Source organism: Bradyrhizobium sp., assembly GCF_035309285.1.
Lineage (GTDB): Bacteria > Pseudomonadota > Alphaproteobacteria > Rhizobiales > Xanthobacteraceae > Bradyrhizobium.
In genome coordinates, this window is sequence record NZ_DATGFH010000014.1 from 16146 (window position 1) to 29240 (window position 13095).

The window sequence follows — 13095 nt, forward strand, 5'->3', positions numbered from 1 at the left end:
GCGCGGCCTTCTCGAAAACTAAGCTGATCTAACTATTCAGCGTGGTCGTCGGACATGGCGCAGCCCATCATCGTCGCTGGAGCGACGGCGGAAAGCGGCGCGGCGGTTGGTCCGGTTGGAAATCATGGGTCGCGCTCATACAGGCGAACCCGAGTCGATGTCAAGCCGGTCCGCCGAACATTCGAGCCCGCGATCCCGTCACGAATGAGCAGATTTTGCCGGCGCGAGGCGGCTGGGCCGCGCACAGACACCATCGCGCCAGTTTTACCAAAATTTTAGCCATCGTCCGTAACCTTATTCAATTGGCTCAGAACAGCCGTTCAGCCGCTCAGGACGAGCGATGTCAGACGCAAATCGATCGATCGCCGACGAGGTCGAAGCGGCGATGGCCGCGGGCTCCTGCGGAAGATGCACCGAGACCGTCGAACGCGTCACCGCGCTTTTTCTGGCGTCGGCGGGCAGCTACAGCCAGGACCAGATCGAGCTGTTCGGCAACGTCTTTGAACGGCTGGTCAATTCGATCGAGCTGCGTGCGATGGCTGACGTCAGCGCGCGGATTGCGCTCGCCGAGTTGAGCTCCCAGCTCGCGCCCGTTCCGCAGGCGCCGGTTTCCGTCATTTGTCGTCTGGCAAGGCATGAGGACATCAGCATCGCGGGCCCCGTGCTCACGGAATCGCCGAGACTGAGCAATGAGGATCTCATCGAGATCGCGAAGACGCGGGGCGAGCAGCATCTGATTGCGATTGCCGGGCGCTGGTGGCTCCAGGAGATCGTCACCGATGCGCTGCTGGCCCGGCGCTTTCCGAGCGTCAGCCGCAGGCTCGTCTCCAATCCCGGCGCGCGTGTTTCGGCGGCGGGCTTCGCGATGATCCTCAACCAGGCCCTATCCGATCCCGAACTTGCGGTCGCAACGGGGATGAGGGCGGACTTGCCAGCCGGGCTTCGCGTGCAGCTCTTGCGCAATGCGACGGAAGCCGTGAAGAACCGACTCTTGTCGCGGGCGCCACCCCATCTTTTTGAGGAAATACGAGCTGCGATTTCGGCTGCGTCGGCTGGCGCGGACCGCGAGCTTTCGCGCGAGCGCGATTTCGGCACGGCCAGGGCAGTGATGTCGCAACTGAAGCGAGGAGGCCGGCTCAACGAAGCGATCCTGCGGGATGTTGCCCGGTGCAAGCGTTACGAGGAAACCGTGGCCGCATTGGCGGAGCTGTCGGAATCGAGCGTCGAGATCGTCCGACCGCTCATGCAAAGCCTGCGCAGCGACGGCATCCTTGTGCCCTGCAAGGTTGCAGGCCTTGCATGGGAAACCGTCAGCGCGATCCTTGATTGCCGGTATTCGTCCGGCGTCACCGCGGAAGAGGAGCGAGGCAAGCTCGAGCGCCAGTTCGCGGAGCTCACGGTCGACAAGGCCCATCGCCTGCTCCGGCTTTGGACGGTCCGTTCCGTCTCGCCGCCAGCGAAAACGCGCTAACTAAAATCCGGCGACGCTGCCGTGCAGATCGTATTCGTCGGCGCGCTCGATTTTCGCGGCGACGATCTCGCCGACCTTCAGCGCCCGGCGGCTCGAGAGATAGACGCGGCCATCGATCTCGGGCGCATCGGCCTTTGACCGGCCCTTGGCAACCGTCGGGCCGACTTCATCGATGATGATCGGCTGCCGTGATCCGATCTTGCGTTTCAAGCGCCGTGCCGAAATCTTCTGTTGCCGCGCCATCAACGCGTTGTAGCGCTGCTGCTTGATCTCATCCGGCACGGCGCCGGAAAGGGCGTTCGAGGCGGCGCCCGCGACCGGCTCATACTTGAAACAGCCGACGCGGTCGATCTCGGCCTGATCCAGCCAGTCAAGTAGATCAGCGAAATCGGAGTCGGTCTCGCCTGGAAAGCCGACGATGAAGGTCGAGCGCAGCGCGAGCTCCGGACATTGCTCGCGCCACTTCGCAATGCGCGCGAGCGTCCTGTCCTGCGCCGCCGGGCGCCGCATCGCTTTCAGGATATCCGGGCTTGCGTGCTGAAAGGGAATGTCGAGATAGGGCAGGATCTTGCCCTCGGTCATGAGGCCGATGACCTCGTCGACGTGGGGATAGGGGTAGACATATTGCAGGCGGACCCAGGCGCCGAGCTCGCCGAGCTCCTTTGCAAGATCGAAGAATTTGGCGCGGACCTGGCGGTCCTGCCACGGGCTCTCGGCGTATTTGATGTCGACGCCATAGGCCGACGTATCCTGCGAGATGACGAGCAACTCCTTGACGCCGGCCTTCACCAGCCGCTCGGCCTCGCGCAACACATCATTGGCGGGTCGCGAGACCAGATCGCCGCGCAGTTTCGGGATGATGCAGAAGCTGCAGCGGTTGTTGCAGCCTTCGGAAATCTTCAAATAGGCGTAGTGGCGCGGCGTCAACTTGATGCCCTGCGGCGGCACCAGATCGAGATGCGGATTGTGCGCCGGTGGCAGCGCGCGATGCACGGCGTCCAGCACGCTCTCGTATTGCTGCGGTCCGGTGATTGAGAGCACGCCGGGATAGGCGGAGGAAATCTGCTCGGGTTCCGCGCCCATGCAGCCGGTGACGATGACCTTGCCATTCTCGGCCATGGCATCACCGATGGCAGACAAGGATTCCTGCTTGGCGCTGTCGAGGAACCCGCAGGTGTTGACGATCACGAGGTCGGCGCCGTCATGCTTGCGCGCAAGCTCATAGCCCTCCGCGCGCAGCCGCGTGATGATGCGCTCGGAATCCACGAGCGCCTTCGGACATCCAAGCGAAACAAAGCTGACTTTCGGCGCGGCGGCCTGCGACATGTGCTTCAAACTGTGTGATTGATAGGCGGTGAGCTAGTCCCAAATGGGCAGAATTACAAGGCTTTGAGCGGGCGTTCCCCGTGCTATGGATGAGTGGCCGGACTACCTGAGTGAGCAATGGGCACTGAGGCCTCCCCCAAGATCGTCATCGTCGACGAAAGCCCGATACGGGCCGCGATCCTGCAAGAGGGGTTGCGCGAGGCCGGTTATACCGAAGTCGTGCACATCAGCGAGATGCAGAGCCTCTTGGCGCGCATCTATGCGCTCGATCCCGACATCATCGTCATCGACCTGGAAAACCCCAGCCGCGACAGCCTGGAGCAGATGTTCCAGGTGAGCCGCGCCGTGCGGCGCCCGATCGCGATGTTCGTGGATCAAAGCGATGCGGCCTCGATTCAGGCCTCCGTCGATGCCGGCGTCTCCGCCTACATCGTCGATGGCCTGAAGAAGGAGCGGATCAAGCCGATTCTCGACCTCTGCGTATCGCGCTTCAACGCTTTCGCCAGGTTGCAGAACGAGCTCGACCGCACCAAGTCCGCGCTTGAAGAGCGCAAGGTGATCGACCGCGCCAAGGGTATTCTGATGAAGCTCAAGGGCCTGACCGAGGAGGAGGCCTATGTGCTGATGCGCTCCACCGCGATGCGCGAGAAGAAGAAGATCGGCGAAATCGCGCAATCGATCCTGACGGCGTCGGAGCTTCTGAAATGAGCGTGCCACTCCATATCGGCTTCATTCCGCTGGTCGACGCAGCGGCGCTGATCGTGGCCGTCGACAAGGGATTTGCCGCCGTCGAAGGTCTCGATGTCACGCTGGTGCGGGAAGTGTCGTGGTCAAACGTCCGCGACAAGCTCAATATCGGCCTGTTCGATGCCGCGCATCTGCTCGCCCCCGTCGCAATCGCGTCCAGCCTCGGCATCGGCCACGTCAAGGTGCCGATCGTGGCTCCCTTCAATCTCGGCATCAACGGCAATGCGATTACGGTGTCGCCTGTGCTCCACGCAGCGCTGATGGGCGAGCTTGATGGCGACCGTTTCGATCCGATGGCAACGGCAAGAGCGCTGGCGCGCGTGGTGACGGCGCGGCGGAAGAAGGGCGCGGAGCCTTTGACCTTCGCCATGACGTTTCCGTTCTCCACCCACAACTACCAGCTCCGGTTCTGGATTGCGGCGGGCGGCGTCGATCCTGACGAGGATGTTCGCCTCGTCGTGCTGCCGCCGCCGTTCATGGCGCAGTCGTTGGCGAGTGGTCAGATCGACGGGTTTTGCGCCGGCGCGCCCTGGAACTCGGTCGCAGTCGACCGCGGCGACGGCCACATTCTGCATTTCGTCTCCGACATCCTGGTGCGGGCAGCGGAAAAGGTCCTGGCGGTGCGGCAGGGCTGGGCGGAGAAGAACGTCGGCGTGGTCGCAGCATTGACCCGCGCGGCTTCGCGTGCCGCCGATTTCGTCGAGCAAGATCGCGCCGAGACGGCGCGCATCCTGGCGAAGCCGGACCGGATCGGCGTCGACGCCGAGGTCATCCAGCGGACGCTCGAAGGGCGCCTGAAAATCTCGCCAGATGGCACCATGCGTGAAAGCGATCGCTACCTCCTGGTCGGACGCGAAGCGGCGGCGCGGCCAGATCCGGTGCAGGCAGCCTGGCTGCTTTCGCAGATGGCCCGCTGGGGACAGACCACGGTCAGCCCCAAGGCGCTTGCAACCGCCATGGCGGTATTTCGGCCCGACCTCTACGACGTGGCACTGGGAACGAGCGCGCCCGCCGGCGCGACGGAGCCGTTCACAGCGTTCGCGGGACCTGCCTTCGATGTCGGGGATGTCGAAGGTTACCTGGCGTCGTTTGCCGTGACCCGAAAGGCGCTCTGAGGTCCGGTCAGCCTGCCCGATTAAAGATTGAGCAATTTGATTCGAAGCTTATTATTTGAGCTTATGCTCTTTGAAAAGGCATGAATAAAAAATCACTTAATGCAGTGCAAAAATACCAAATAACTGAAATAACTGCGAATTTCTAACATTGCTGCACTGGCACACGTTTTGAATGGGGAAGCTCAAGCCGGCCGCCGCCGATGCCTGCTGGCCAAGTTCCGCAGCAATGCGGCTGATCGGATCGCTCGCACCGACGCGGGCGGCGCACATCCCTGTCCTTTGCCTTGACCTCGTTGTGACCACGCCAGGCGTGGCAGTTGGAGCTTCAAATGGATTATGCCAAGCCCGCGGACGTCGTTGCCGCGATGATTGATGCCAGCGTGAAGAAGCTGGCGCTCGCGCCGCGCGACATCCTGATCCGCGGCGCGCTCTCCGGTGCGCTTCTGGGCGCTGCCACTACGCTCGCCCTGACCGCCGTGGTCACAACCGGCCAACCGATCGTCGGCGCACTGATCTTCCCGGTTAGCCTGGTGATGATCGTTCTGCTCAATCTCGAGCTCGTCACCGGAAGCTTTGCGGTGGTGCCGCTGGCGCGGCTCGAGGGCAAGGCGAGCTGGGGCGCCGTCATCAGCAACTGGTCATGGGTGTTCGTCGCCAATCTCATCGGCAGCGTCGTCTTCGGCGTGCTGATCGCGATCTCGCTCACCAATATGGGCAGGGCCGAAATTGCCGGCGTAGCCGCCCGCATCGTTGCCGTGGCCGAAGCCAAGACCATCGCTAACGCAGCGCTCGGCACTGCCGGCATGGTCAGCGTCTTCGTCAAGGCGATCCTCTGCAACTGGCTGGTCTGCCTCGGCGTCGTGATGGGCATGACCTCGACCTCGACGGTTGGAAAGATCGCGGCGGTGTGGCTGCCGATCTTCCTGTTCTTCGCACTCGGCTTCGAGCACGCGGTCGTCAACATGTTCGTAATCCCGACCGGCATGCTGCTCGGCGCAAAGGTCTCGCTCAGCGATTGGTGGCTCTGGAACCAGATCCCGGTCACGCTCGGCAACATCGTCGGCGGTTTCCTGTTCACCGGGCTTGCGCTCTACGTGACCTACAAGCCGGCGCGTGAATCCAGCGAAGCGGATGCGGTCGTGATCCAGGCCGCTGCGGAATAGCAACAAGAGCACCTCGCCAATATGAAACTTGAAACTCCCACCAGCGCCGGCGACTTCAGCGACGAGCAGAAGCGCTACCTCGAAGGCTTCATGTCCGGCCTGCAGATCGGGCGCGTTGGCCGCAATCTTGCCGGCGGTGCGGCCAGCACACCGGCGAAGGCGGAGCCGGCTGGCCCGGACGCCGCGCACGTGAAGGCGCAGGACAAGGTCACGGCGTCGGGCAAGAAGCTCGCCGATCAGGAGAAATTCAAGCGTGAGGAGCACCCCTTCGACGCCTATGAGCGGTTGAAGGAGCAGGCGAGGGACAACACCCCGCCGACGCCCGCGGACAATTTCCGCTGGCGCTATTACGGCCTGTTCTACGTCGCGCCGGCACAGGATTCCTACATGTGTCGCCTGCGCATGCCGAACGGCATCCTGAAGCACTGGCAGATAGCGGGCCTGGCCGATCTCGCCGAAAGCTATGGCGGCGGCTATAGCCACGTCACCACGCGCGCCAATCTCCAGATCCGGGAAATCCTGCCGAAGAACGGCGTGGCGCTGATCGAGGGCATCCAGGATCTCGGCCTCTGCTCGCGCGGCTCGGGCGCGGACAACGTCCGCAACGTCACGGGCACGGCGACCGCCGGCATCGATCCGCAGGAGCTGCTCGACACGCGCCCCTACGCGCGCGAATGGCATTTTCACATCCTCAACGACCGCTCGCTTTACGGCCTGCCGCGCAAGTTCAACGTCGCCTTCGACGGCGCCGGCCGGATCGCGGTGCTGGAAGAAACCAACGACATCGCGTTTTCGGCGGTGGAGGTGAGGGACGGCCATGGCATCGAGCCCGGCGTCTGGTTCCGGCTCGGAGTGGGCGGCATCACCGGGCACAAGGATTTCGCGAAGGAAACCGGCATCATCGTCAAGCCGGAAGACGCGACCAACGTGGCGGATGCAATCGTGCGGGTGTTCATCGACACCGGCGATCGCACCAACCGCCTCAAGGCGCGGCTGAAGTATGTGCTGGATAGCATGGGCGTCGACCCATTCATGGCCGCGGTCGAGGAAAGGCTTGGCCGCAAGCTCACGCGGGCGCCGAAGGAGGCGATCGCGTCGCGTCCGGCCTTCGATCGCATGGCCCATATCGGTGCCCACAAGCAGAAGCAGGCGGGGCTGAACTGGATCGGTGTGGTGCTGCCGGTCGGCAAGCTCACCTCTGAGCAGATGCGGGGGCTCGCCAGGATCGCGCAGGACCTTGGTGATGGCGAAATCCGCCTCACGGTCTGGCAGAACCTGTTGCTCTCAGGCGTGCGCGACGAGAATGTCGCGTTGGCGATCGCCGCGATCGAAAAGCTCGGACTTTCGACCAAAGCCTCGCAAATCCGCGCCGGCCTGATCGCCTGCACCGGTAACGCAGGCTGCAAGTTCGCTGCGTCCAACACCAAGCGCCATGCCGCGGAGATCGGCGACTGGTGCGAGAGCCGCGTCGACATCGACACGCCGCTCAACATCCATCTGACCGGCTGCCATCATTCCTGCGCGCAGCACTACATCTCGGACATCGGTTTGATCGCGGCGAAGGTGCCGGTCGGCGAGGGCGACGACACCGTCGAAGGCTATCACCTCTTCACCGGCGGCGGTTTTGGGCCCAACGCCGAGATCGGCCAGGAGGTCTATCGCGACCTCAAGGCCGAGGATGCGCCGAAGACGGTCGAATGCCTGCTGAAGGCTTACGTGAAAAATCGCAGCGCGCCGGACGAGACCTTTCTCACCTTTGCCCGCCGTCACGACGGCGAAGCCCTGCGCAAGCTGGCAGACGCGGAAGCCTGACCATGAACCAGATCACGAACCTGCCGCGGATGGAGATCATTCCGGCCAATGCGCCGTTCTCCGAACAGCAGCGGCAATGGCTGAACGGATTCCTCGTCGGCATGCTCGGGCTCGATGGCACGATCCCGCTATCGCCAGAGCAGAACAGCGCGGTGATGGGGCCGACGGGCGATGGCGACGATGGCGTCGCGCCCTGGCACGACCAGACCATGCCGATCGCGCAGCGCATGAAGCTCGCCGAAGGCCGCCCGCTCAGGCGGCGGATGATGGCGGCGATGGCACAGCAGGATTGCGGCCAGTGCGGCTACAATTGCCACGACTATTCGGAGGCGATCGCAAACAAGAGCGAGGCGCGCCTCAATCTTTGCGTCCCTGGCGGCAAGGAAACGGCGCGGATGCTGAAGTCGCTCCACGCGGAGCTCGACAGGGCGCCTGCCGCGCAGTCGCCCGCAACGGGCGCGACGGAAGCGGCTAAGCCGGCCGTTGTTGCTGAACCCGGCCGCTCCCGCGAAAATCCCGTGCCGGCGAAATTCGTGTCGCGTCGCCTCCTCAACAAGAACGGCTCGGAGAAGGAGACCTGGCATATCGATTTCGATCTGGAGGAGTGCGGGCTCGATTATGTCGTCGGCGATTCCTTCGGCATCTTCGCCAGGAACGATCTCGGCCTCGTTGACCAGATCATCGCGCTGCTCGGCGCGTCGCACACGACCGCCGTACGCGGCAAGACCTTGCGCGAGGTTCTGATCGAGGACGTCTCGCTGTCGCCGGCGCCGGACAGCCTGTTCGAACTGTTTTCCTTTCTCACCGGCGGCAAGGAGCGCGAGAAGGCGCGCGCGTTGGCGCAGGGCGAGGATCCCGATGGCGATGCCGCGACGCTGGATGTGATGGCGGCATTGCAAAAATTTTCGAAGGTGCGCCCGCATCCGGAATCCTTTGTCGAGGCGCTGGAGCCGCTGCAGCCGCGGCTCTACTCGATTTCATCCTCGCATAACGCAACGCCTGGAAGATTGTCGCTGACTGTCGATTGCGTGCGCTACATGATCGGCAGGCGCAAGCGGCTGGGCCTCGCGTCGACCTTCCTCGCCGAGCGCATCAATCCGGGCGACGATGTCAAGGTCTATGTGCAGAAGGCCCATGGCTTTTCGCTGCCGCAGGATCCCAGGACGCCGATCGTGATGGTCGGTCCCGGCACAGGCGTAGCACCCTTCCGCGCCTTCCTGCTCGATCGCAAGGCGACCGGCGCTCCCGGCAGGAACTGGCTGTTCTTCGGTCATCAGCGCAGCGACTGCGATTTCTTCTATCAAGACGAGCTCAACGCGATGAAGACGTCGGGCCTGCTCACGCGGCTGTCGCTCGCCTGGTCGCGCGATGGCGCCAAGAAGTTCTACGTGCAGGACCGCATGCGCGAGGTCGGTCGCGAGCTGTGGACGTGGCTCGCCGAAGGCGCTCATGTCTATATCTGCGGCGACGCCAAGCGGATGGCGAAGGACGTCGAGCGGGCGCTGGTCGATATCGTCGCGCAATTCGGCGCGCGCTCGACCGACGAGGCGATCGCCTTTGTCGGGGAGCTCAAGAAAAAGGGGCGGTTCCAGCAGGACGTGTACTGACCGGCTTCCGACGCGGCCAATTTCTACGCCGCGCGCTTGAATGGCGCGACGTCGATGCCGGCATCCTTCAGAGCCTGGCGCACGCCGCGTGCGATCTCGACGGCAGTCGGATTGTCGCCGTGAATGCAGACGGTATCGGTCCGCATCTTGATGACCTTGCCGCTCACGGAAACGACAGCGCCGTCCTGCACCATCCGCACCACGCGCGCGGCGATCGCCTTGGGATCGTGCAGCACCGCGCCGGGCTTCTTGCGCGAGACCAGATTGCCGTCGTCCTCATAGGCACGATCGGCGAACACTTCATGGGCCATCGGCAGGTTGGCGCGCTCACCCGCTTTCACCAGCTTCGAGTTAGCGAGCACCACGAACACCAGGTTGGCATCGACCGCCTTGATGGCATTGGCGATCGCCTGCGCGGTCATGTCGTCCCCGCAGGCGACATTGGAGATCGCGCCGTGGGCCTTCACATGGGTGACCTTGTGGCCGGCCGCGGTGGCGATCGCTTGCAACGCGCCGATCTGGTAGGCGATGAGGTTCTCGATCTCCGAGGATGACAGCCCAGGCATCGGCCTGCGGCCAAAGCCGTGCAGGTCGCGATAGCCGGGGTGGGCGCCGATCGACACACGGCGCGCCTTCGCAAGCTCCACGGTCTTGCGCATCGTGTCGGCGTCGCCGGCATGATAGCCGCAGGCGATGTTGACGCTGCTTGCAAGCTCGATCATCTCGGCGTCGTGGCCCATGACCCAGGGGCCAAAGCTCTCGCCGAGATCGCAGTTGAGATCGACGGTTTTCATGATCCAGCCTCTCTTGTCATCGGTTCTTGTTATGGGTTCTCGGTCGGCGTCTCGGCATGCCATGTTCGGGCGTCGATCGCGCTGACGGCGCTGCCCGCGACATTAGCATCCTGCAGCGCCTCGATGTTGAGTTCAGAGCCTTCGATAGCGCGGAGACGCTCGGGGAGGCCGCGTAGCAATGCGGCGAATTTTTTCGCCTCCGCCTGTGCCTCTTGCATGCTGACGGCCTTGAAGCGGAAGGCGATTCCGGCCGGCGTCTGCGCGAAGCGACCGAAGTCGGCCGAAATGACGGTCGCGATCTTCGGATAGCCGCCGGTCGTGCCGCGGTCCGGCATCAGCACGATCGGTGCGCCATTGCCGGGCACCTGGATGCTGCCGTTGACGGTGCCGTCGGAGACGATGTTGTGGCCGTGCAAATGCTTGATGGCGGGGCCTTCGAGCCGATAGCCCATGCGGTCGCTGGTCGCCGAAACCTTCCATTCGCTGTCGAGGAATAGCGCCTTGGCTTCGTCGGAGAATTCATCATCCTGCGGGCCCAGCACGACGCGGATCGGCCCTGATAGGTCAGGCAGCTCAATCTGCCGGTCGGTCGCGCCGCTAGCGGCCTTCGCCGGAAATTCGTCACTCACCTGCAGCGGTCGCGGATAGGGACTGCCGAGGCCGGCGCGCTGATTGACGGAGCGGCTGCCGAACGTGGCGCCTCCGTCGATGCCGCCGTCAATCGCGAGATAGGAGAACGCGCCGCCTTTGGCCAAGCCCAGCGTCAGCGTCTCGCCATCGGCGATGGCCATCGACGTGTTCATGGCTATTGCTCGACCGGCGACGTCGGCGCCGCGTGGGCTACCAGTCAGCGCAACGCGAACCGCGCCGTCGCGCGCCGTGAACGACGCCATGAAGGGGCCAACCTCGATACATGCAGCAGACGGATCGTTGCCGACCAGCGCATTGGCGGCAGCGAGCGCCAGACTGTCCATCGCGCCGCTCGGTACCAGGCCGTAGCGCTGCACGCCGTGGCGGCCGCGATCCTGCACCGAGCTTGCCGGACCGATCGAGGAGACGACGAGCTTGCTCATGCGGCGACCAATTCGGCGATGATCTCGCCGGCCTCTGCGGCGCGATCCAGCTCGGCAAAGGTCTTGGCGTCGATCTGATAGAAGGTGATGCGATCGCCGGGTTCCGTCAGGAAGATGGGCTCACGGTGCAAATGGAAGGTTCGCACCGGTGTGCGTCCCAAGAGATGCCAGCCGCTCGGTGCCGCGAGGCACTGAATGCCAGTCTGCACGCCACCGATGGAAACCGTTCCCGCGGGGGTAAACACACGCGGATTCTGCCGGCGTGACATGTGCAACGATTTATCCAGGCCCGACAAATACGACCATCCTGGCGTGAAGCCGATCATGGCCACGCGATAGTCGCCGCTTGTGTGACGCGCCACCACTTCGCCAGGCGTGAGATTCAGGGCCTTGGCAACGTCCTCGAGATCAATCCCGTTCTCGCCGCCATAAGCGACCGGGACGCGCCAGTGCCGGGCCTTGGCGGCCGGCGGCGCGGGCGCGGCTGCCAGCGCCAGCAGTTTCTCGCCGAGCGTCCCGAAATCGATTGTTTCGGGATCGTAGTGCACCAGCAACGAGCGATAGGTCGGCACGGCCTCGGTCACGCCCGCCACGGAAGCCGCGGCCAATGCCCGGTCGAGCGCCAGCACCCGCTGATTGGCGGTGTCGTCAATATTGCGGGAAAATTCCACCGTGACGGCACTGTCGCCACTCGGCAACAGGCGGGGCGCGGGAAGCGGAGTGGCCATGGCATGCGTTTTCGCTCAAACGCTCGTGCTTGTCACGCCCTTGACGCGCTGCTTCCACCCCGCAAGATGCCGCCCGTCAAATCCACCCCTTCGGAGCCTGTTTTCTCGATGTCCCTGACCCCCGACGCGATCAAGACCCTTTCCCGTGTCACCACCGCCACCATCACCACGGTCCTGCTCAAGAAGGGCTTGCGGAACGTGTGGATGCGCGGGGCGCGTCCGCTGAAGCCGGGAATGCCGCGGCTGGTGGGGCCGGCCTTCACACTCCGCTTCGTGCCGGCACGGGAGGACCTTGCGACCCCGGAGTCCTGGTCATCGCCGATCTCGACCCGCACTGCGATCGAGGCCATGCCGGCGGGCTGCATCGCCGTGGTCGATGCCATGGGCATCACCGATGCCGGCATTTTCGGCGACATCCTCTGCGCGCGCATGGTCAAGCGCAACGTGACGGCGCTGGTAACCGACGGCGTGGTCCGCGATGTCGAAGGCGTGCTCGGCACCGGCCTTCCCGTGTGGTGCGACGGCTTTGCTGCGCCGCCATCGGTGGCGGGCCTCACCTTCGTGGGCTGGGGCGAGCCGATCGGCTGCGGCGGCGTGGCCGTATTCCCGAACGACGTTATCGTCGCCGACCAGGACGGCGTGGTGCTGATTCCGCAGGCGCTGCTCGACCACGTACTGGCCGAAGGCCCTGAGCAGGAACGAATGGAAGCCTGGATCGTCAACGAGGTGAACAACGGCGCGCAGTTGCCGGGGCTCTATCCCATGAATGCCGAAACCAAGGCGCGTTACGCGGCTTCGAAGAAGTAGGCCGGACCGACCGGCGCACAGCGAACGGAGAACCCCCATGGACATCCACCTCGCAGGCTCGCGCCCGACGCGGCGCGCGCCAAAGGAAAGCTTCACCGGAACGGTCTGGCAGGATCCAATCATCACACCACGGGCGCCGGCGCGGATCGCTTCCAGCCGCGTAGCCTTCGAACCGGGCGCGCGGACGGCGTGGCACACTCATCCGCTGGGGCAAACGCTCTACGTGATTTCAGGCGTGGGCCGGGTCCAGACCAAGGGCGGGCCCATCCGCGAGATCAAGGCTGGCGACGTCGTCTGGATTCCGCCGGGCGAGAAGCACTGGCATGGCGGCGCCCCGACGACCGGCATGGTCCACATTGCGATGCAGGAATCGCAGGATGGCGCCCACGTGACCTGGATGGAGCATGTTACCGACGCGGAGTACGGCGCCGCCATTGGCTGAGCCGCCCCGA

12 protein-coding genes are annotated in these 13095 nt (G+C 64.2%); 8 read left to right on the forward strand and 4 right to left on the reverse strand.

Annotated elements, in window-relative coordinates; all coding sequences use genetic code 11:
* The first annotated feature begins 340 nt into the window (after positions 1-340).
* Positions 341-1471 (forward strand): DUF2336 domain-containing protein, encoded by a 1131-nt coding sequence (locus VKR55_RS04390; protein ID WP_324400076.1) that lies wholly within the window; start codon positions 341-343, stop codon positions 1469-1471.
* Here the strand turns inward: VKR55_RS04390 and rimO are convergent, their stop codons facing one another.
* Positions 1472-2797, reverse strand: a complete 1326-nt coding sequence (gene rimO, locus VKR55_RS04395) for a 30S ribosomal protein S12 methylthiotransferase RimO (RefSeq protein ID WP_324400078.1) — start codon at positions 2795-2797, stop codon at positions 1472-1474.
* 117 nt (positions 2798-2914) lie between these two features.
* Here rimO and VKR55_RS04400 point away from each other — a divergent pair, with 117 nt between their 5' ends.
* The 5 genes from VKR55_RS04400 (at position 2915) to VKR55_RS04420 (ending at position 9241) form a co-directional block, all read left to right on the forward strand.
* On the forward strand, positions 2915-3505 hold the full coding sequence (locus VKR55_RS04400) for an ANTAR domain-containing response regulator (RefSeq protein WP_324400080.1): 591 nt from the start codon (positions 2915-2917) through the stop codon (positions 3503-3505).
* On the forward strand, positions 3502-4659 hold the full coding sequence (locus VKR55_RS04405; RefSeq protein ID WP_324400082.1) for a CmpA/NrtA family ABC transporter substrate-binding protein: 1158 nt from the start codon (positions 3502-3504) through the stop codon (positions 4657-4659). Before VKR55_RS04400 ends, VKR55_RS04405 begins: the two co-directional genes overlap by 4 nt.
* Before the next feature lie 329 nt (positions 4660-4988).
* Positions 4989-5822 (forward strand): formate/nitrite transporter family protein, encoded by an 834-nt coding sequence (locus VKR55_RS04410; RefSeq protein ID WP_324400084.1) that lies wholly within the window; start codon positions 4989-4991, stop codon positions 5820-5822.
* Positions 5823-5843: 21 nt separating this feature from the next.
* A complete protein-coding gene (locus VKR55_RS04415) occupies positions 5844-7634 on the forward strand; it encodes a NirA family protein (protein ID WP_324400086.1) in 1791 nt (596 codons plus the stop codon).
* Between the two features lie 2 nt (positions 7635-7636).
* Entirely contained in the window at positions 7637-9241 is a 1605-nt protein-coding gene (locus VKR55_RS04420) for a sulfite reductase subunit alpha (protein ID WP_324400088.1), read from the forward strand.
* Between the two features lie 23 nt (positions 9242-9264).
* On the opposite strand, the gene VKR55_RS04425 is transcribed toward VKR55_RS04420, so the two are convergent.
* Genes VKR55_RS04425 through pxpB form a run of 3 tightly spaced genes read right to left on the reverse strand, consistent with a single transcriptional unit; the run spans position 9265 to position 11836 of the window.
* Positions 9265-10035, reverse strand: coding sequence for a LamB/YcsF family protein (locus VKR55_RS04425; RefSeq protein ID WP_324400090.1), 771 nt, complete (start codon positions 10033-10035; stop codon positions 9265-9267).
* A gap of 29 nt (positions 10036-10064) precedes the next feature.
* The gene (locus VKR55_RS04430) at positions 10065-11108 is read right to left on the reverse strand and encodes a 5-oxoprolinase subunit C family protein (RefSeq protein WP_324400093.1); all 1044 of its coding nucleotides are present in this window, start codon (positions 11106-11108) and stop codon (positions 10065-10067) included.
* Positions 11105-11836 carry a 5-oxoprolinase subunit PxpB gene (pxpB, locus tag VKR55_RS04435; protein WP_324400095.1) on the reverse strand — a complete coding sequence of 244 codons (732 nt, stop codon included), beginning with the start codon at positions 11834-11836 and terminating at the stop codon, positions 11105-11107. The genes VKR55_RS04430 and pxpB overlap by 4 nt, the downstream gene beginning before the upstream one ends.
* A gap of 108 nt (positions 11837-11944) precedes the next feature.
* Between pxpB and VKR55_RS04440 the strand changes: the two genes are divergently transcribed.
* Entirely contained in the window at positions 11945-12643 is a 699-nt protein-coding gene (locus VKR55_RS04440; RefSeq protein ID WP_324400097.1) for a ribonuclease activity regulator RraA, read from the forward strand.
* A 37-nt stretch (positions 12644-12680) separates the two neighbouring features.
* A complete protein-coding gene (locus tag VKR55_RS04445; protein ID WP_324400100.1) occupies positions 12681-13085 on the forward strand; it encodes a (R)-mandelonitrile lyase in 405 nt (134 codons plus the stop codon).
* Positions 13086-13095 lie beyond the last annotated feature (10 nt).